The following is a 19772-nucleotide window of genomic DNA, read 5'->3' on the forward strand; positions in this document are numbered from 1 at the left end:
GGCGTCACGTGGCGGCGCGGGCCGACCGGTCGAGCCACTCGAAGGCCTCGGCGCTGGGCCGGTCGCCCGGCTTGTACTCCAGGCCCACCCAGCCCTCGTAACCGGCCTTCTTCAGGCGGTCGAGCAGGGCTTCGAGGCCGAGGTCGCCGGTGCCCGGCGCGCCGCGGCCCGGGTTGTCGGCGATCTGCACGTGGCCGGTCTTGTCGGCGTGGGCGTCGATGACCTGGGCCAGGTCCTCGGCGTTCAGTCCGTTCATCGACAGGTGGTAGAGGTCGAGCAGGAACTTGGCGTTGCCGAGTCCCGTCGCCTTGTTGACCTTGTCGACGACCTCGATCGCGGAGGACGCGCTCACCAGCGGGTAGAGCGGCGACTCCGGCTTGTTGAGGGCCTCGATCAGGAGGACCGCGCCGACGCGGTCGGCGGCGCGGGCGGCCAGGACGAGGTTCTCCAGCGCCAGGGTGTCCTGGATCTGGGCGTCCACGCCCTCCACCCGGTTGCCGTAGAGCGCGTTGAGCGCCCGGCAGCCGACCGAGGCGGCGAAGTCGGCCGCCACCTCGATGTTGGCGCGGAAGCGGTCGGACTCCTCACCGGGGAGGGAGAGCGCGCCGCGGTCCGGGCCGGGAAGCTGTCCGGCGTAGAAGTTCAGCCCCACCAGCTGGGTGCCGGCGTCGTCCAGCGCCTTCTTCAGGGCGTCGAGCTCCGACTGGTCGGGGGTCGGGGTCTCGATCCAGGGCCACCACAGCTCGACCGCCGTGAAGCCGGCCGCGGCGGCTGCCGCCGGGCGCTCCAGGAGCGGGAGTTCCGTGAAGAGGATCGAGAGGTTCACATCGAAGCGGTGGTCCGAGTAGCCCATGGGGTGTTCGGCGCTCCTTCCGTATTGCGGAAGTTAGTTTCTGCTTGATGGAAGGTTGCAGCCGGTCCCGAGGACTTGTCAAGAGGGGCTGCCGGATTTCGTGCTCGTCGCAGTAGGTTGTGCGCGTGCGATTGAGAGTGGAGTTCACGACCGAGCCCTTCGATCTCGACGAGGCGCCGCCGCACGCGGTGGCGGCCCGTGAGGTGATCCAGGTGGCCGAGCTGGACGCCGTCGACGTGGGCCCCTTCGGCAATACGGCGGAGGGCGGCGCCGACGCCGTGCTCACCGCCGTGGACGCGCTGCTGCGCACGTCCCTCGCCGCCGGGGCCACCCGCGTCTCGTTGCAGGTCAACGTGATCGACGAGCAGGCCCGGAACGAGCAGGCCGAGAACGAGCAGGTCCAGAGCGACCAGGCCCAGAGCGAGCAGGCCCAGAACGGGGAGGCCGACAAGTGACGGCAGACAGCGGGCCCGGCGGGCCCGGGGATCACCCCCTGGTCACGGCGGTCAAACCGCTGGTCGACGCGATGGGTGCGGAGATGCTGGAGCCCGCGGGGGCCGGGCGGGACGACGTGGTCCTCGCCTGGGAGGGCGTGGACGTCGTCGCGGTCCGCCTCCCGCAGCTCTCCGACTCCCTCGACCACATCCTCCTCGCGCTGGAGCGCCGGCACGGGATGCCGCTGGCGGAGCTGGACCGCAAGGCCAAGCAGTCGGTCGTACGGACCCTGGAGGCGCGGGGCGCCTTCTCCGTGCGGCACGGGGTGGAGACGGTGGCCGGCGCGCTGGGCGTCTCCCGCTTCACCGTCTACAACTACCTGAACAGGGAGAACGCCGCCAAAGCGGACTAGACTCCCGACCCGTCACGTCTCGGAACCTCTCGGGCGGACGCCAAGTTCCTTGATCCACAGGCCGTTTGATCGATCATTTTGAGACGCCGCCGCCCCCGCTTGGGGACGGCGGCTTTTGTCTTCGCGAACTTTCAACAAACTGTTGACGTCCAGTTGTCGAGGGCGTTAGCTATGCCCAGCCCGTCCAGCACAAGGCCACGGAGGCTCCCGTGACTTCGGTCCAGACACCGGGCCTTTCCCGGTTCAACCACCTCCCCGAGAGCGCGGCCCAGGCCGAACTCCACGAGGTGTGTGCCAGCTCGGCGTGGGGGAGCAAGCTCATCGCTCAGCGCCCGTACGCCTCCGCCGAGGAACTCCTTCTCGCCAGTGACGCCGCACTCGCGGAGCTCACCGCCGAGGACCTGTCCGAGGCGATGGCGGGACACCCGCCGATCGGCCGCCCCAAGCCCGGGGACCCGACCTCCTCCCGCGAGCAGCGCGGAATGGCCGGCGCCTCCGAGGAACTCAAGGCCGAGATGCTCGAACTGAACCTGGCGTACCAGGAAAAGTTCGGACACGTCTTCCTGATCTGTGCGACCGGCGCCACCGGAGAGCAGATGCGCGACGCGGTGCGTGAGCGGAGCGGCAACTCGCCCGAACAGGAGCGGGAGATCGTCCGCGCCGAACTGGGCAAGATCAACCGCATCCGGCTGACCCGCCTCGTGGAATCCCCCGCGGATTCAGGAGAAGAGAACTGAGATGAGTACCGCAACCACCGCCTCGGTGTCCACGCACATCCTGGACACCAGCATCGGCCGCCCCGCCGAGGGAGTCGCCATCACGCTCACCGCCCGCAGCGGCGCGGACGCGCAGTGGCTGGCGCTCGGCGGTTCGAAGACCGACGCGGACGGGCGCTGCAAGGACCTCCCGGCCCTGCCGGAGGGCACGACCCACGTCCGGCTCGACTTCGAGACCGAGACCTACTTCGCGAACAAGCACCGCACGAGCGAGACCGAAGCCGAGGCTCAGCAGGACGCCCCCCGCGTAAGGGACAGCGGCGCGTTCTTCCCGGAAGTGGCGATCACCTTCGCCGTCGTACCGGGCGAACACTTCCACGTACCGCTGCTGCTCAACCCGTTCGGCTACTCCGTATACCGAGGGAGCTAGCACCGATGCCCACCATTCTCGGCCAGAACCAGTACGGCAAAGCAGAGAACCGCGTCGTCAAGATCACGCGGGACGGCGACACCCACCACATCAAGGACCTGAACGTCTCGGTCGCCCTCTCCGGCGACATGGAGGACGTCCACTACTCCGGCTCGAACGCCAACGTCCTGCCGACGGACACCACCAAGAACACGGTGTACGCCTTCGCCAAGGAGTACGGCATCGAGTCCGCCGAGCAGTTCGGCATCCACCTCGCGCGTCACTTCGTGACCTCGCAGGAGCCGATCAAGCGGGCGCGCATCCGGATCGAGGAGTACGCCTGGGAGCGCATCGCGACCTCGGACAACAACTCCAAGTTCATCGGGTCCGACGAGGTCAACCACTCCTTCGCCCGCAAGGGCCAGGAGCTGCGCATCACCCAGATCACCTTCGACGGCGAGAACTGGGAGATCATCTCGGGGCTGAAGGACCTCACGGTCATGAACTCCACCAACTCGGAGTTCTGGGGTTACGTCAAGGACAAGTACACGACGCTCAAGGAGGCGTACGACCGCATCCTGTGCACCGACGTGTCGGCCGCCTGGCGTTACAACTGGACCAGCGACGACCAGCGGATGCCCAACTGGGAGAAGTCGTACGAGCAGGCTAAGAAGCACATCCTGCAGGCCTTCGCCGAGACGTACTCGCTCTCGCTCCAGCAGACGCTGTACCAGATGGGTTCGCGGGTCATCAACAGCCGGAGCGAGATCGACGAAATCCGCTTCTCGCTGCCCAACAACCACCACTTCCTGGTCGACCTCGAACCGTTCGGCCTCAAGAACGACAACGAGGTCTACTTCGCCGCCGACCGCCCGTACGGCCTGATCGAGGCCACCATCCTGCGGGACGGAGTCGAGCCGCAGATCCCGGTCGACATGACCAACCTCTGACGCGGTCGGTCCTCCTCGACCACCTCTGACGCGGTCACGGCCGCGCCGTCCCCAGCCCCGCCGGGCGGGGGGCGGCGCCGCGGACCGGAGGGAACGAACATCCATGGCACAGCCAGCAAAGGGGCCGGCAGCAGAAGGCCCGTGTTTTTCCCAGACGGACGAGCCCGCCCGGCAGGACGAGTCCACCGTCATCAGCGGCGACTCGCCGTCCCTCGGAAAGCCGGTCGATCTCCTCGATCCCGTGCACCCGGTGGATGAGAAGCTCCCCGCCAAGCGGCTCGTCCCCGCCGCGCTCCAGCACATCGCCGCCATGTACGCCGGCGTCGTCACCCCTCCGCTCATCATCGGCCAGGCCTGCGGCCTGGACGCCGCCGGGATGACCCGGCTGATCGCCGCCAGCCTGCTGATCGCGGGACTCGCCACGATCCTCCAGACGATCGGCGTCGCGAAGTTCGCCGGAAACCGGCTCCCCTTCGTCAACGCCGCCTCCTCCGCCGGCATCGCGCCCATGCTCGCGATCGCCGAGACCAGTGCCCCCGGCCACCAGCTCCCGGCCATCTACGGCGCGGTGATGGTCGCCGGAGTCTTCTGTCTCGCCGTCGGCCCGTTCTTCGGCAGGCTGCTCCGCTTCTTCCCGCCGCTCGTCACCGGCGTCGTGATCACCCTCATCGGCGTCACGCTGATGCCGGTGCCCGTCGCCTGGGCGCAGGGCGGCGACAAGGAAGCCGCCGACTTCGGCGACATGAAGTACCTGGCGCTCGCCGCCTTCACCCTCGTCGTCATTCTGATGATCCAGCGCTTCGGCACCGGCTTCGTCAAGCAGGTCGCGCTGCTTTTCGGCATGCTGCTCGGCACGCTCGCGGCCATCCCCTTCGGGCTCGCCGACTTCAGCGGCCTCAAGGAAGCCCCGATCGCCGCGCTGCCCACGCCCTTCGCCTTCGGCGCCCCCGAGTTCCAGCCCGCCGCGATCCTCTCGCTGTGCATCGTGATGCTGGTGCTGATGACCGAGTCCTCGGCCGGGATGCTCGCCCTCGGCAAGATCTGCGAACGCGACTGCGACGGCAGGACCATCACCCGCGGCCTGCGCACCGACGGCATCGCCACCCTGGTGGGCCCCGTCTTCGGCGGCTTCCCGACCAGCGCCTTCGCCCAGAACGTCGGCGTCGTCACGCTCACCCGGGTGCGCAGCCGGTACGTCGTCGCCGTCGCCGGCGGTGCGCTGCTCTTCCTCGGCGCCTTCCCGGTGCTCGGCGCGGTCGTCTCCATGGTGCCGATGCCCGTCCTCGGCGGCGCCGGAATCGTCCTCTTCGGCTCGATCGCGGTCAGCGGCATCCGTACCCTCTCCGAGGCCGGGCTCGACGACAGCTCGAACATCATCCTCGTGGCGGTGGCACTCGGCGCGGGCATCATCCCGCTCGCGGCACCCACCTTCTACGCGGACTTCCCCGCCTGGGCGCAGACCGTCCTCGGCTCCGGCATCAGCGCCGGCGCACTGGTCGCCGTCCTGCTCAACCTGTTCTTCCACCACCTCGGCACCCGCGCACGCCGCACTCCGGCGGCGTCCGTGGCACTCAAATCCTCCTAGGGTCCTGCCGTGCCCGATCAGCACAGAGGTAAAGGAAGCAGCCTTATGGCAGCACCGGCAGCAACAGCTTCGCGCAAGGACGACGTCTCCCGCATCGTCATCGAGAACTGCGCGATCGCGACCGTCGACGCCGACGACACGGAATACGCGTCGGGCCACCTCGTCGTCGCGGGCAACCGGATCGAGTCCATCGGCGCGGGCACGGCGCCCGCAGGTCTGGACAACGTGGTCCGCCGCATCGACGGCACCGGCCACCTCGTCACTCCCGGCCTGATCAACACGCACCACCACTTCTACCAGTGGATCACCCGCGGCCTGGCCACCGACCACAACCTGTTCGACTGGCTGACCGCGCTCTACCCCACCTGGGCGCGGATCGACGAGCAGATGGTGACGGCGGCCGCCCGCGGCTCGCTGGCCATGATGGCCCGCGGCGGTGTCACCACCGCCATGGACCACCACTACGTCTTCCCCCGCGGCTCCGGCGACCTCTCCTCGGCGATCATCGGGGCCGCCCGCGACATGGGCGTACGGTTCACCCTCGCCCGGGGCTCCATGGACCGCGGCGAGTCCGCCGGCGGCCTTCCGCCGGACTTCGCGGTCGAGACCCTGGAGGGCGCGCTCGCCGCCACCGAGGCGACCGTCGACCAGCACCACGACGCGTCCTTCGACGCCATGACCCAGGTCGCCGTCGCCCCCTGCTCGCCGTTCTCCGTCTCGACGGAACTCATGCGCCAGGGCGCGGAGCTGGCCCGCCGCAAGGGGGTACGGCTGCACACCCACGGCAGCGAGACGGTGGAGGAGGAGAAGTTCTGCCACGAGCTGTTCGGCATGGGCCCCACCGACTACTTCGCGTCCACGGGCTGGCTCGGCGAGGACGTGTGGATGGCGCACTGCGTCCACATGAACGACTCCGACATCGCCGCCTTCGCCCGCACGGGCACCGGCGTCGCGCACTGCCCCTCCTCCAACGCCCGCCTCGCCGCAGGCATCGCCCGCGTCCCCGACATGCTGAGGTCGGGCGTACCGGTGGGCCTCGGCGTCGACGGCACCGCCTCCAACGAGTCCGGCGAGCTGCACACCGAGCTGCGCAACGCGCTGCTCATCAACCGCCTCCACACCGAGCACCGCGAGCGGGCCCTCAACGCCCGCCAGGCCCTCCGCCTCGGCACCTACGGAGGCGCCCAAGTCCTGGGCCGCGCGGACCAGATCGGCTCACTCGAAGCCGGCAAGCTCGCGGACCTGGTGATGTGGAGGATCGACGGCCTCGGCCACTCCACCATCGCCGACCCGGTCACCGCCGTCGTCTTCGGCGCGGCGGCACCGGTCACCCTGTCCCTGGTCAACGGCGAACCCGTCGTCGAGGACAACCACCTGATCACGGTGGACGAGGACGCCATCGCCCGCGCAGCGCGGGACGAGGCGCAGCGCCTGGCGCGCGTGGCCGCGCAGCCGCGCTGACGCAGGCCACCTCGTCACCACCGCACAAGAATTCCGGCCGGGAGGGACGGCTCCCGGCCGGAACCGAGCAGCCGAGCGGGCTGCTCGGAAGCCGTTCCCGGGGGCGTGGCCCAACACTTCACGTCCCCGGGGCGGTCCGGCGTATCCGGGCGAACGGCAGCAACAGCACCACCCTCCGCACCCCCCTGAGCACCACCTGCTTGAGCACCACCAGCACCTTGCATCGCGCACCACCTCCCCGAAGCACGTGCCAATCCCGGCACTGGAAAACGACAGGAGGACGCTGTGGCCAAGTCGCCCAGGTTCACCGCGCAAGGCTCTTCGACGGACGACACCGCCGAGGAGAGCACGACCACCCCTACCGAGAAGCACCCGGTCGACCAGGGCATGCCGCCCCTGAAGCTCGCCACGACCGGCCTTCAGCACGTCGCCGCCATGTACGCCGGCGTCGTCGCACCCCCGCTCATCGTGGGCGCGGCCGTGGGTCTGTCCGGCAAGGAACTCACCTTCCTCACCGGCGCCAGCCTCTTCATGGCCGGCCTCGCCACCCTCCTGCAGACGCTCGGCGTCTGGAACATCGGCGCCCGGCTGCCCTTCGTCAACGGCGTCACCTTCGCCGGTGTCGCACCGATGCTCGCGATAGCCGGCGGCCAGTCCAAGGAGGACGCGCTCCCGGTCATCTTCGGCGCGATCATCGTCGCCGGAGCGATCGGCTTCGTCGCCGCGCCGTTCTTCTCCAAGCTGGTCCGCTTCTTCCCGCCCGTCGTCACGGGCACGGTCATCACCCTGATCGGTGTGTCCCTCCTCCCGGTCGCGTTCGGCTGGGCGCAGGGCCCCAACCCCAAGGCGGATGACTACGGTTCGACGACCTTCCTGGGCCTCGCGGGCATCACCCTGGTGATCGTCCTGCTGCTGCGCCGCTTCACCCGCGGCTTCGTGAAGCAGATCGCCGTGCTCCTCGGCCTGGTCATCGGCACGCTCATCGCGATCCCCTTCGGCGCCACCGACTTCACGCCGATCACCGAGGCGGCCGTCGTCGGGTTCCCGACGCCGTTCCACTTCGGGGCCCCGCAGTTCGTGGCCGCCGCGATCATCTCGATGTGCGTGGTCATGCTGGTCTCGATGACCGAGTCGACGGCCGACATGCTGGCCCTCGGTGAGATCGTCGAGCGGCCCGCCGACGAGAAGACCATCGCCGCGGGCCTGCGCGCCGACGCCCTCGGCTCGGCGATCAGCCCCCTGTTCAACGGCTTCATGTGCAGCGCCTTCGCCCAGAACATCGGCCTGGTCGCCATGACCAAGATCCGCAGCCGGTTCGTGGTCGCGGCGGGCGGCGGCTTCCTGATCCTGATGGGCCTGTGCCCGATCGCCGCCTCGCTGATCGCGGTCGTCCCGCGCCCGGTCCTCGGCGGAGCGGGCATCGTGCTCTTCGGCTCGGTCGCGGCCAGCGGCATCCAGACCCTCGTCAAGGCGGGCCTGGAGAAGGACAACAACGTCCTGATCGTCGCCGTCTCCCTCGCGGTCGGCATCATCCCGATCGCCGCGCCGACCTTCTACCACCACTTCCCGGAGACCGCGAAGATCATCCTGGACTCCGGCATCTCCACCGGCTGCCTGGCGGCCGTCGTCCTCAACCTCGTCTTCAACCACATCGGCAAGCGCGCCGACGACGACGAGGTCACGGCCCCCATGGAGCCGGGCGAGGAGATCTCCCACCGCAGCGAGAAGCCCGCGGTGGCGGCCCACTGACACCCCGTCACCAACACGCGGTGGCCGTACGGAACTCCCGTACGGCCACCGCGTGCTGACTGCCCGTCAGTCATTTTCACGCAATGCCGACACACCGTCAGTCGATCCGGTAGCTGTCCCCGTACACCTGCCACGCCAGCGGCGTCCGCAGGTCGAAATTCCCCTCGCGCACGAAGACGCGCTGCGCCGTGTCGATCCGGCTGGTGTCCTCGTGCGCCGCCTCGCGCTTCATCGTCTTCCTGCGCACGTCGAGGAAGGCGTCCAGGTACGTCCCCTGGTCACCGCCCCGGGCGGGGGAGGCGGCCCGCTCCAGCGCCGCCCGCCGGATCGCGTCGAAGCCGTCGGGGCCGCCCGCCCCGTGCATGACCATCGCGTCGTAGTAGACGAACTGCCCCAGCGCCCCGAGCCCGTCCTGCTCCGCCTGCCGCACCGCCGGGTCGAAGTACACCCGGTCCCGCTCGTGGTCCTGCGCCTCGCAGAAAACCCGGTCCTGCGCCGCCCGCTGCCAGTCGCGTACGAAGCCGGAGCCGAGCCCGCGGTGCGAGTCCGACCCGTTCACCTGCCGCAGCGCGGGCAGGTACCGCTCCAGTGCGTTGCCGGGGCGAGCCGCGCCGTAGTGCTCGACCAGTTCCAGCATGTCCCCGGTTCCCGAGCAGAACCCGATGATCCCGGCGGTGTATCCGCGCCCGTCCCCGATGTCCTCGATGTACCGGTACTGCTCCCGCCACTGGAGCGAGGAGTTCTCCGCGCTGGACACGAGCCGCATCGCGATCTCCTTCTTCGCGGGATCGCGCAGACCGGGCGCGGCACCCGTACGGGGACCGCCCTCCCGTGCCCCGGCTGCGGCGGGGCTCAGGTCCAGCAGGGCGCGGACGGTGTTCTGGAGGCGGCGGGCGAACGGCAAGAGGTGCTCCGGTACGGGCGGGGGTGCGGGTGGGGAAAAGCGCGGCCGGGCCCGCTTTCGACGGGGCCCGGCCGCGGGAGTTCCTTCATCTCACCCGGAAGGTGTCGCCGTAAACCTTCCACACCAGCGGTGTGCGGAGCGTGAGGTTCCCCTCGCGCAGGAACACCCGCTGCGCCGTGTCGATCCTGCTGGTGTCGCGGTGCGCGGGCTCCTTCCTCATCGAGGCCGCGCGGGCGTCCAGGAAGGCGTTCAGGTACACCTTCTCGTCCCCGCCGTCGGCCGGCAGCGCCGCCCGCTGCCGGGCGGTCCGGCGCATCGTGCGAAAGCCGTCGCCGCCCATGCTGTCCCCGTACCCGTGCATGACGTACGCGTCGAAGTAGACGAACTGGCCCAGCGCGCCCAGCCCGTCCGCCTTGCCCTGGCGGACCGCCGGGTCGAAGTAGTCCTTGTCCCGCTCGGCGTCCTGCGCCGCGCGGAAGGCCGGATCGGTGTCGGCGGCCTGCTGCCAGGCCCGGACGAACGGCGGCCCGAGCCCCGCGTGCGAGGCGCTGCCCCGCACCCCGCGCAGCGCGGGCAGGTACCTCTCCAGTGCGCTGCCGGGCCGGGCGGCGGCGTAACGCGCGACCACCTTCGCCATGTCGCCGGTCCCGGAGCAGAAGCCGACCAGGCCGCCGGTGTACCCGCGCCCGTCCCCGATGTCCTGGATGTACCGGTACTGCCGGCGCCAGTCCAGGGAGGAGTTCTCCGCGCTCGACACAAGCCGCATCGCCAGGTCCTTCTTCGCCGGATCGGCGAGACCCGCGGCCGCCCCGCGCGGTGCGGGCGGCGGACCCGCCTCCGTCCGCACGGGCGCCGGACCCGCCCTCGGTCCGCTCTCCCCGCCCCCTTCGAAGGCGCCCCCCTCCGTGACACTCGCACACCCCACCAGAACCATCGTCAGGACCAGCGCCGCCGGTCCCGCCCCACGCACAACGGACGTCACCCGACGACCGTGCCACCCCCGGAGCCCCTGTACGGTCGGAGTCATGGAAGATCACTCCGTCGTCGACGTGGGCGACGTACGCATGGCGTACCGCTCTTGGGGCGACCAGCACGGCGCGCCCGTCATCCTGCTCCACGGAATCGGAAGTTCCGCCGCGAGCTGGGAGAAGACCGGGCAGGCGCTCGGCGAGGAATGGCGGGTGTACGCACTCGATCTGCGCGGCCACGGCGAGAGCGACTGGCCCGACGAGTACGACCTGGACCTCATGAAGGAGGACGTCCTCGGCTTCATCGAGGAGGCGAAGATCGACCGCGCAGGCGTGGTCGGCCACGGCATGGGCGGCGTCGTCGCCTACCTCCTGGCCCAGGACCACCCGGACCGGGTGGAGCGCCTGGTCCTGGAGGAGACCCCGGCCCCCTTCGACGGCGCGGCGGACGTCCTGCCGGGCTCGGGACCGGTCGACTACGACGAGAACGCCGTCCCGGAGATCCAGGCCCAGCTCGCCTCGCCGCCGGAGGAGTGGCTGGAGCGCCTGGGCGAGATCGTCGCCCCGACGCTCATCGTCACCAGCGGCCCGGAGAGCGCCATGGACGTCACCGACGTCCCCGAGATGGCCGACCGCATCCCGGACTGCGCGCAGGTGACCCTGCCGGGCGGGCACTGGATCCACGAGCGGAACGCGCAGCAGTTCGCGGACCGGGTGAGCGACTTCTTCAGCAGCTAGGCAGGCCCCCCGGAGCCCCTGCGAACGGCGCCGGCCGGGCCCCGGGCGGGAGCGGGGCGGGACGCGGCCCGGCGGCTCACGTCCGGGAGGCCCCGGCGCCGCGCAGGCTCTGGAGGAGCGCGGCGACGAGCAGGCAGCCGCCGACGACCATGAGGACCACCCCGGCCTTGGTCGGCGTCACCCACACGATCTGCTCGTCGGTGCCGAACAGCTTCAGGGCGAGACCGGCCAGGAAGGTCACGGCTCCTTCGAGGAGGGTCTTGACGGCACGGTTCATGGCGGGCTCCTTGTGCGGCTGAGTCGCCGGTCGGGGGGATGTCCCCACCGTAGGGACGCGGGCGGGGGCGGGGCGTCGTCCGCCGGAACGAAGCCGCGCTGCATCGTTCGGCGGACCGCGCGCGGCGCCCACCGGCCGGGAGCGGGTGCGACGGGACCGGGGGATGACCGTGCCGCCGGGGGAGTTCCGCCGCACGGCGCGTGCGGATGCGGGCGCGGAGTCCCTGTGGTCCATTGGCCCCACAGGTTCAGGGACGACACGCAGGGGCTGGACGATGAGTACCGCAGCGTCACCGGAGCGCGAACCGGACACGGAGCAGGACGGCGGGCGGACGTTCCGCTTCCCCAGCGCGCTGACCGTCCTGGTGCTGGTCACCCTCGGCGTCTGGCTGCTCGCCTTCCTCGTCCCCTCCGGTGCGTACGACCGCGACGAGAACGGTGCGCCGGTCCAGGGCACCTACCACCGCGTCGACTCCGGGCAGTCCTTCGCCGACCGGCTGGGCGACCTCTTCCTGTCCCCGGTCAACGGCCTGTACGGCGTGCAGGACGAGCGGACGGGCCGGGTCGGGCCCGACCTGGCCGGCTCGGTGTACGGCAGTGCGGGCGTCTTCCTCTTCGTCCTGGCCATCGGGGCGTTCATCACCGTCGTCTTCGCCACCGGCGCCCTGGACCGGGGCATCGGCCGGCTCGCGCACCGGCTGCGCGAGCGCGGGGCGCTGCTCATCGCGGGCGTGATGCTGGTCTTCGCCCTGCTGGGAACGGTGGAGGGGTTCGCGGAGGAGACCCTCGGCTTCTACGGACTGATCGTCCCGCTGATGCTGGCGCTCGGGTACGACCGGATGGTGGCGACCGGCACGATCATCCTGGGCGCGGGCGTCGGCGTGCTGTGCTCCACGGTGAACCCCTTCGCCACCAGCGTCGCCTCCTCCGCCGCCGGGATCTCGCTCGGCGACGGCATCGTGCTGCGCGCGCTGATGTGGGTGGTGCTGGCGGGCGCCACGATCGCCTACGTGATCCGCTACGCCCGCCGGGTGCGGCGCGACCCGGCCCGCTCGCTCTCCGGATTCCGGCCCGGCGACCGCGAGCGGTCGGCGGCCGAGACCGAGGAGCCGCCGCCGCTGACCCGGCTGCACCAGGTGCTGCTGGTTTTGGTGGCGGTCACCTTCGCGTTCATGATCTTCTCGGTGGTGCCGTGGTCGAGCGCCCTGACCGGCGACGCCGTCGCCACTCCGTACGGCTTCGAACTCGGCTGGTCCTTCCCGCAGTTGGCGGCGCTCTTCCTGGTGGCGGCGGTCGTGGTCGGCCTGGTGGCCCGCTTCGGCGAGCAGCGGCTGAGCTCCACGGTCGCGCAGGGCGCGGCGGACTTCATCGCGCCGGCGCTGGTGATCGTCCTCGCGCGCGGAGTCACCGTCATCATGAACAACGCGCGGATCACGGACACCGTGCTGAACGCCGTCGAGGACGTCGTCACCGGCACCTCCTCCGCCTTCTTCGCGGTGATCGTCTTCGTCGTCAACCTCCCGCTGGCCTTCCTGATCCCCTCCACCTCCGGGCACGCCACGCTCGCCATGCCGATCCTCGCGCCGCTCGCCGACTTCGCGGGCGTGCCGCGCGCCGTGGTGGTCACCGCCTGGCAGTCCGCGAGCGGGCTGATGAACCTGTGGGTGCCCACCACCGCCGTCACCATCGGCGGGGTCGCGCTCGCCGAGGTCGGCTACCACTCCTACCTCCGCTTCGTCTGGCCGCTGCTGGCCATCCTGTTCGTCCTGATCTGCGGCTTCGTGGCACTGGGCGCGGTCATGACGTGATGCCGGGCCCCTTGTCCCGGGGCGGCCGGGCATGGCATACAGGTCTGGACCAATATTCCCCCGGAGGAGGTCCGGCTGTGCAACGCCCCACCGTTCGCACCGTGTTGACCTGTACGATGCTCCTGCTCGCGGGCACCACCGCGTGCGCCGGAGCCAAGGCCCAGCCCGCCCGTGACACCACCCCGCCGACCGCCCCCACGGGAGTCACCGCCCAGGCGGGCAGCGCGCACTCCGTGCACGTCATGTGGAGCGCGGCCGCCGACGACCGGGGCGTCGCGGGCTACGACGTCTTCGAGAAGGGGCGGAAGGTCGTCTCCCTCCCCGCCCGGACCACCATGGTCGACGTCGACCGGCTGACCCCCGCGACCCCCTACTCCTTCACCGTACGAGCCCGGGACGCGGCCGGGAACCGGTCCGCGCCGAGCACCGCCGTCACCGCCCGGACCCGCGCCCCCGCACCCGACGACCGCACCCCGCCGACGACGCCGACGGCACTCACCGGCGAAGTGGTCGACGGCACGTCGGTCCGGCTCGCCTGGACGGGCGCCGCCGACCCCGGCGGCGCCGTCACCGCGTACGACGTCTACCAGGAGGACTCCCGCATCCACAGCGTGCCGGGCACCGCGACCGGCACGCGCGTCACGGGCCTGCGGCCGGGCACCGTCTACACCTTCACCGTGCGCGCGCGGGACGCCGCCGAGAACTCCTCGAAGGACAGCAACGCCCTCGACCTGACCACCGCCCGCGCCCCGGGCGGGCGGGCCTCCACCGCACCCACCGGCCTGACCGCCACCGCCCACGCCGACGGGGTCGAGCGCACGATCCGGCTCCGCTGGACCCAGCCCCGCACCGGGGGCGAGGTCAAGGAGTACCAGCTCCACGTGAACGGCAGGTTCGCCACCACCGTCGTCTGGGGCGCACCCCCGCCGCCCGGCCCGGTGACGTACACCTTCACCGTCTCGGAACCTCCGGGCACCCGGTACAGCGTGAAGCTGCGGGCCAAACTGCCGGACGGGAAGTGGGGCGACTTCTCGGCGCAGCGGACGGTGGTGGGGGCGGGCTGAGGAGCCGGGCCGGGCCCGCGCGGGTCCACCCGGCCCGGAGCGTCCGCGGGTGCGCGGTGATGGCATGGTGGTCCGATGGACGCGAGCGTGGACGTGGTGGGGGACGGGACCGACGGGGAGCCCGAGGAACTGCTCACCGTGGCCGAACGGGTCGACCGGGTGTGGGGCGTCGTCCTGGAGGGTGAGCTCAACTCCCGCTTCGAGCAGCCCGGTTGGAGCTACCAGGAGGAGGTCGGCAGGGCCTGCCCCGCCTGCGCCGCACCGCTGCACTCGCTGCGCCGCCCGTACGAGTCCGGGGGCCGCCAGTACCGGTACGTGGCCGTCGTCTGCCCGGTGTGCCCCGCCGCGTACACCCTCGAAGACCTCGGGGCGAAGACGTACGACCAGCTCACGAAGAAGGCGCGGGCGGCCGCAACCGGCAGGACGCGCAAACGGAGGGGCGAGGCGCCCCCGACCGGGGCCGAGGCACCCGAGGCGCCCGCGGCACCGGAGACGGCGCACACGGCCGCCCGGGGCGGCGGGGGCGGTGGGGGCGGCGGGGGATTCGAGCGCAGGCCCCCGCGCCCGGAGTGGCCCGCCGACCTCGTGCCGCCCGCCGAGGCCGAGACCCGGCGGCTGCTGTGGTGCAAGGTCGCCGACCCCGGCTGGCGGCCGGAGCCCGCCGCGCTGGCCGCCGCCGACGACGTGCGCGTGATCATGCCGGAGGGGACGCCGTACGACGCGCTGCGCGCGGAGCTGGACGCGCTGGCCGTGCCGCACCGCAGCGTCCGCCACTGGCAGGAGTCCGAGCAGGTCGCCACCGTCAACGACCTGGGCGAGAGCACCGGCCTCGTCGCGTACGCCGCCGCCGGGGCGGCCCCGGCCGCCGGGCCCGCCGCACTCGCCGCCCGGGACGCCTTCGCGCTCCAGTGGGACGCGCTGGAGCCGGCCGAGGAGGAGACCGCGTACGTCCCGGTGGCCGAGCTCGTGCCCGAGGAGTGGGCCCGGCTGCTGCCGCACCCCGCCTTCAACCCGGCCCAGGCCGCCGCCGTGCCGGTGATCCTCGGCGAGCGCGCGCACACCGTCGTGGTCGCCCCGACCGGCGCGGGCAAGACCCCCATCGGCATGGTCGCCGCCCTGCACGCCCACGCGCAGGGCCGCAAGGCCGCCTGGCTCGTCCCGCAGCGCTCGCTCACCGACGAACTCGACCGGGACCTGGAGTCCTGGCGGCGCGCCGGTCTGCACGTGGTGCGCCTGACGGGGGAGTTCGCGGTCGACGCGGAGGCGATCCGGGCGGCCGACGTCTGGGTGGCGACCACCGAGAAGTTCGAGGCGATCTGCCGCACCGGCTCGCTGCGCACCGCGCTCGCCGAGGTCGGCTGCCTCGTCGTCGACGAGATCCACCTGCTGGGCGACCCCACCCGCGGGCCGGTCCTGGAGGCGCTGCTGGCACGCGTACGGGAGGACGCCGGGCAGGTCCGCATCGTCGGCCTCTCCGCGACCGTCGCCAACGCGGACGAGGTCGCCGAGTGGCTCGGGGCGCGCCAGGTCCGGGTCGCCTGGCGGCCCACCCGGCTGACCTGGCAGCTTCCGGTCCTCCCGCCCACCGAGGACAGTTGGGCGGCCCGGAGCGCGGCGCGCACCGCACAGGCGGTGCGGCTCACCCGCGCCGTCACCGAGGAGGACGGCAGCACCCTGGTCTTCTGCGGCAGCAAGCGGGGCGTGCGGATGACGGCGCTCGCGCTCGCCGGGGACCGGGGCGTGCCCGTCAAGGGCGCGGACGTGGACGACGAGGACGAGGTCGAACGGCTCACCACCAAGGCGGGCGTACGGCTGCACTACCGCGACTGGCCCTACAAGCGGGACGCCGAACAGGCCTTCCGGACGCGCGCGGCGGACGTCCTGGTCGCGACCTCCACGGTGGCCGCCGGGGTCAACCTGCCCGCCCGGGCCGTCGTGGTACGGGACACCCAGATCGGCCTGGACCGGGTCGAAGTCTCCATGGTCCAGCAGATGTTCGGGCGAGCGGGGCGGGTCGGGGCGGGGGAGCGGGAGGGGTGGGCGTTCCTCCTCGCGGAGGGACCCGAGCGGGCGCACTGGCAGGCACGGCTGGCCGCCGGGTACACGGTCACCTCCCGGATCAGGGACGCACTGCCCGACCACGTGCTGGCGGAGGCGGTGCAGGGAAGCATCAACTCACTTCGGGAGGCGGAGAGTTGGTGGACCCGCACGCTCGCCTTCCATCAGGGGCACGAGAGCTTCGACCCGCTGTACGACGCGGTGGGCTTCCTCGTCACGGGCGGCTTCCTGCGCCGTACGGCGGGACCGGACGGGGACGACCTGCTGGAGCCGACGCCGACCGGCATGCTGACCAGCCGGTTCATGGTGGCGGCCGACCTGGCGGACAGTGTGCGCTCGGCGCTCGCGGCGGCCCGGGTGCCGGAGTCGGCCGACGAGGCGGAGGAGACGCTGATCGGGGTGCTCGGCACGACGCTGCCCGTGCTGGAACAGGCGCCGTTCACGGAGCGGGCGAAGAAGGCGCTCCTGGGGGTGCTGCGGAACCGGGGGATGCGGGAGGAGGAGGAAGGGGCCCCTTCGGAGGGCGAACCCAAGCCGGTGGCGGGGGACTTGGCGCGGGCCGTGCTGCTGCTCGTCGCGAACAGCCCGCAGCTCTTCCGCACCCGGAGCGGGTACGTGCTCGGCGTGCCGCAGGGCAGCATGGCGCAGATCCTGGAGGAGGCCCAGCGCTACCTCGCCTGGCTCGGTGCGCAGGGCGACCTGGGCACCGTGCACCCGTGGGCGGCGGTCGTGGCGTCCGACCTGGCGCAGCGGGTGCGGTGGCGGGCGCTCGGGCCTGAGCGGGGGGCCGGGCGGCTGCTGTGGATGTGCGAGCAGATGGCGACCGCGCCGCACGCGCAGCGGCTGGTGCCGCAGATGTGGAGTGCGGCCCGCGCGCGGGACGTCGGCGCGCCGGACTGGCCGGGGACGCGTCCGCCCACGGGGTGCGCGCTGACGCCGGACCGGTACGCGGCGCTGCTCGGGGAACGGGCGACGGGGTCCTGCCTGGACGCGACGCCGTCGGGGGTACGGGCCGAGGCTCCGCCGGGGGCGGTCGTGCGGGTGTGGGACGGCGCGGCGGTGGCGGAGCGGGCGGCGGAGGGGCTGCCCGCGGAGGTCCCCCACCCCTCCCCGGCCGCGACCGACGCGTCGGCGGGGCGGCGCGGCGCGGCGGTCTTCACCCGGGGCGACCACTGGGGCGGCGGCTGGCTGACCCCGTACAACGGACTCCGCTGAGCCAGGGCGGGGACGGGCTTCCAGGGGCGCGGAGAACTGCGCGTCCCGTCGCAGCGCACCCGCAGGAACTCTTCCCGGCCGGGCGTGGGTCCGTACGAGGGGCGTTCCGCCCCCGCGCCCGCACGGAACCGTTCCCGGCCGGGCGGGGTTCCGTACGAGGAGCGCCCCCGATGCCGACGACCCGCCCTCCCCGCCACGGCCCGGCGGCCATGCTCAGCCGCTCCCGGCCCCCACCTCGCCCGGCAGTCCCGGCACCTCCCCGAGCACCGACCGCGCCCTCTCGCTCAGCTCTCCGCCGGCCCTGCCCGCCCGGGAGCCCAGCAGCCCCTCCCGCCGCGCCTTCTTGAGGTGGTCCTTGACCGAGTCGGCCTTGCGGCCCACCCGTTCCGCCAGCCACGGCACCGGTGCCTGAACCCCCTTGTCCACCAGGTCCCGGTAGGTGAGGCACAGCACCGCCAGGTACCGCTCCGACACCCCCTCCGCCCCGAGCAACTCGCCCGCCAGCGCGGCGAGTTCGGACAGACGACTCTCCTCCGCCCGCCACGGCGGGGTCGTCGGCGCGACCTCCTGGGCCCGCCGCACCACGTCCACCAGGTCCAGCCTGCGCAGCACCGTCGTCGAGATGCCGCGCGCCACCTCGCCCGCCGGGGCCTCGGGGCAGGCCTCGACGACGAGCTTCTGCGGCCCCCCGGAGACGGCCCCCTCGGGCCACCACGCGGTGATCATCCACGGGCCCTGGAACCGGACGACTTCAAGTCCTTCACTGAATGCCATGATGACACCCTAGCTCCGTCCACCCTGGGTGGTCAATGGTGGGTGCGCGGTGGGGGTCCCGGCGTCCGGACCCCGGGTCAGGCGCGCTTCAGCTCCCGTCCGCCGAAGGCCCCGCTCCCGTCCGCCCGTCTCCAGAACGCCTCCAGGTCGCCGTCGCGCATCCCCGCCCAGTCCGGCGTCCCGTGCACCAGCGCCTTCCCCAGCGTGCGGCCCAGGTCGACCATGGTGCGGCCGACGGGGGAGCGCCGCGCGTCGTACGCGGCGAAGGCCTCCGCCGGGGTGGCGGCGGCCCGCAGCGCCTCCTGGAGGGCGGTGGCGTCCTGCAGCGCCTTCACCGCGCCCGCGCCGGTGTGCGGGCGGGCGACCGTGGCGGCGTCGCCGACGAGGGCGAGGCGGTCGGTGGCGTAGCGCGGGGCTGTGAAGTCGTACAGCGGCTGCATGAAGCGGTCGTCGGCCGGGGTCGCCTCGATCAACGCGGCGAAGAACGGCGGGAGTTGCTTCCTGGTGACCTCGGCGAGCCGTTCCGCCAGGTCGTCGGTGAGCGTGCGCCGCCCGTCCGGGGGCAGGACGTGCCCGGCGGGCGGGGCGGTGTAGAGGACCCAGTTGACCCGGTGGCCGCCGCAGTCGTCGGGGATGCGGTAGATGACGACGTGGCCGCCGTCGAAGACGACGTAGGCGCAGTCGTCCGCCGGCCACAGGTGCGCGTCGGGCAGGTCCGCCCCGGCGTACGCTCCGCGCCACGCGAGGTATCCCGAGTACGCGGGCACGGTCCCGGGGCAGGCGGCGGTGCGCACCACCGACCGGTGTCCGTCCGCTCCCACGACGGCGTCGAACGGCTCCCCGTCCAGCTCCACGCCCCGGCTGGTGAGCCGCACCTCCTTCACGGCGGACCCCGGCCGGAACTCCACCGAGCCGGGCACCCGCTCGCGCAACTCCCGCCAGAGCGACCCCCAGCTGTACGTCCGGAACCCGAAGGGCATGACGCCGAGCGTCCGCCCGAGCGGGGAGGGCGCGGCGGCGTCCTTGACGTACCACGTCCGCCGGGCCAGCGGCACGTACGGCATCCGGGCGTCCAGGAACCCCGCGGCCTCCAGCTCCGCGTACCGCTCCCCGTGCACCGCGAGCCCGGCGCCCCGCGCGGCGAGCCGTCCGCCGCTCCGCTCGAACACGGTCACGGAAGCGGCCCCGGCCCGCTGGGCGGCGAGGGCGGCGGCGCATCCGGCGATGCTGGACCCGATGACAGCGAGACGTGTGGCGGTGATCATCTGCCCATTGTCCCAGCGGAGGAGAACGGGTCCGGCGCGAAACCCGTTGGTCCGGGCCGGAGTTCGCGGCCCGGGCAGAGCCGTCCGCCCGCACGGCGAACGGCCGGTGGCCGCGTCCCGCACGTCGTGTGC

At 72.3% G+C, this 19772-nt stretch carries 18 protein-coding genes; 12 read left to right on the forward strand and 6 right to left on the reverse strand.

Translation table 11 applies throughout. From position 1 onward, the window contains the following. Nucleotides 1-4: 4 nt before the first annotated feature. Entirely contained in the window at nt 5-853 is an 849-nt protein-coding gene (locus ACZ56L_RS01940) for a TIM barrel protein (RefSeq protein WP_468683066.1), read from the reverse strand. Nucleotides 854-978: 125 nt separating this feature from the next. Between ACZ56L_RS01940 and ACZ56L_RS01945 the strand changes: the two genes are divergently transcribed. The 8 genes from ACZ56L_RS01945 to ACZ56L_RS01980 all read left to right on the forward strand — a co-directional run bounded on the left by ACZ56L_RS01945 (nt 979) and on the right by ACZ56L_RS01980 (nt 8570). Next, entirely contained in the window at nt 979-1308 is a 330-nt protein-coding gene (locus ACZ56L_RS01945; protein WP_468683065.1) for a hypothetical protein, read from the forward strand. 71 nt (nt 1309-1379) lie between these two features. Further along, nucleotides 1380-1700, forward strand: coding sequence for a helix-turn-helix domain-containing protein (locus tag ACZ56L_RS01950; RefSeq protein WP_345219040.1), 321 nt, complete (start codon nt 1380-1382; stop codon nt 1698-1700). A gap of 209 nt (nt 1701-1909) precedes the next feature. Beyond that, nucleotides 1910-2437, forward strand: coding sequence for a 2-oxo-4-hydroxy-4-carboxy-5-ureidoimidazoline decarboxylase (gene uraD, locus ACZ56L_RS01955; RefSeq protein WP_345217919.1), 528 nt, complete (start codon nt 1910-1912; stop codon nt 2435-2437). Nucleotide 2438: 1 nt separating this feature from the next. Continuing rightward, nucleotides 2439-2846, forward strand: a complete 408-nt coding sequence (uraH, locus tag ACZ56L_RS01960; RefSeq protein ID WP_345217922.1) for a hydroxyisourate hydrolase — start codon at nt 2439-2441, stop codon at nt 2844-2846. 5 nt (nt 2847-2851) lie between these two features. Continuing rightward, nucleotides 2852-3775: a factor-independent urate hydroxylase gene (gene pucL, locus ACZ56L_RS01965; protein WP_345217924.1), complete on the forward strand. Its 924-nt coding sequence runs from the start codon at nt 2852-2854 to the stop codon at nt 3773-3775. A gap of 103 nt (nt 3776-3878) precedes the next feature. Continuing rightward, nucleotides 3879-5360 carry a nucleobase:cation symporter-2 family protein gene (locus ACZ56L_RS01970; protein WP_345217926.1) on the forward strand — a complete coding sequence of 494 codons (1482 nt, stop codon included), beginning with the start codon at nt 3879-3881 and terminating at the stop codon, nt 5358-5360. Nucleotides 5361-5405: 45 nt separating this feature from the next. Further along, complete coding sequence (locus ACZ56L_RS01975; protein ID WP_345217928.1) at nt 5406-6821, forward strand: 8-oxoguanine deaminase; 1416 nt, start codon at nt 5406-5408, stop codon at nt 6819-6821. Nucleotides 6822-7208: 387 nt separating this feature from the next. Then, on the forward strand, nt 7209-8570 hold the full coding sequence (locus tag ACZ56L_RS01980; protein ID WP_345219041.1) for a nucleobase:cation symporter-2 family protein: 1362 nt from the start codon (nt 7209-7211) through the stop codon (nt 8568-8570). Between the two features lie 97 nt (nt 8571-8667). On the opposite strand, the gene ACZ56L_RS01985 is transcribed toward ACZ56L_RS01980, so the two are convergent. Further along, complete coding sequence (locus tag ACZ56L_RS01985) at nt 8668-9474, reverse strand: chitosanase (RefSeq protein WP_401758744.1); 807 nt, start codon at nt 9472-9474, stop codon at nt 8668-8670. Nucleotides 9475-9559: 85 nt separating this feature from the next. Beyond that, nucleotides 9560-10408 (reverse strand): chitosanase, encoded by an 849-nt coding sequence (locus tag ACZ56L_RS01990; protein ID WP_471061651.1) that lies wholly within the window; start codon nt 10406-10408, stop codon nt 9560-9562. 91 nt (nt 10409-10499) lie between these two features. Here ACZ56L_RS01990 and ACZ56L_RS01995 point away from each other — a divergent pair, with 91 nt between their 5' ends. Further along, entirely contained in the window at nt 10500-11180 is a 681-nt protein-coding gene (locus ACZ56L_RS01995; protein ID WP_345217932.1) for an alpha/beta fold hydrolase, read from the forward strand. A gap of 76 nt (nt 11181-11256) precedes the next feature. On the opposite strand, the gene ACZ56L_RS02000 is transcribed toward ACZ56L_RS01995, so the two are convergent. After that, nucleotides 11257-11457, reverse strand: a complete 201-nt coding sequence (locus tag ACZ56L_RS02000; protein WP_345217933.1) for a DUF5708 family protein — start codon at nt 11455-11457, stop codon at nt 11257-11259. Nucleotides 11458-11731: 274 nt separating this feature from the next. Here ACZ56L_RS02000 and ACZ56L_RS02005 point away from each other — a divergent pair, with 274 nt between their 5' ends. The 3 genes from ACZ56L_RS02005 (at nt 11732) to ACZ56L_RS02015 (ending at nt 17601) form a co-directional block, all read left to right on the forward strand. Continuing rightward, on the forward strand, nt 11732-13264 hold the full coding sequence (locus tag ACZ56L_RS02005; RefSeq protein WP_471060480.1) for a YfcC family protein: 1533 nt from the start codon (nt 11732-11734) through the stop codon (nt 13262-13264). Between the two features lie 116 nt (nt 13265-13380). Then, on the forward strand, nt 13381-14328 hold the full coding sequence (locus ACZ56L_RS02010; protein ID WP_471061654.1) for a fibronectin type III domain-containing protein: 948 nt from the start codon (nt 13381-13383) through the stop codon (nt 14326-14328). 75 nt (nt 14329-14403) lie between these two features. Beyond that, nucleotides 14404-17601, forward strand: coding sequence for a DEAD/DEAH box helicase (locus ACZ56L_RS02015; RefSeq protein ID WP_471060482.1), 3198 nt, complete (start codon nt 14404-14406; stop codon nt 17599-17601). 213 nt (nt 17602-17814) lie between these two features. On the opposite strand, the gene ACZ56L_RS02020 is transcribed toward ACZ56L_RS02015, so the two are convergent. Together ACZ56L_RS02020 and ACZ56L_RS02025 are read right to left on the reverse strand one after the other, a co-directional pair. Then, the gene (locus ACZ56L_RS02020) at nt 17815-18375 is read right to left on the reverse strand and encodes a hypothetical protein (protein WP_345217936.1); all 561 of its coding nucleotides are present in this window, start codon (nt 18373-18375) and stop codon (nt 17815-17817) included. A gap of 77 nt (nt 18376-18452) precedes the next feature. Then, nucleotides 18453-19640 (reverse strand): FAD-dependent monooxygenase, encoded by a 1188-nt coding sequence (locus tag ACZ56L_RS02025; protein WP_471060486.1) that lies wholly within the window; start codon nt 19638-19640, stop codon nt 18453-18455. Between the last annotated feature and the right edge of the window lie 132 nt (nt 19641-19772).

It is taken from the genome of Streptomyces sp. NPDC039736, from assembly GCF_055596485.1.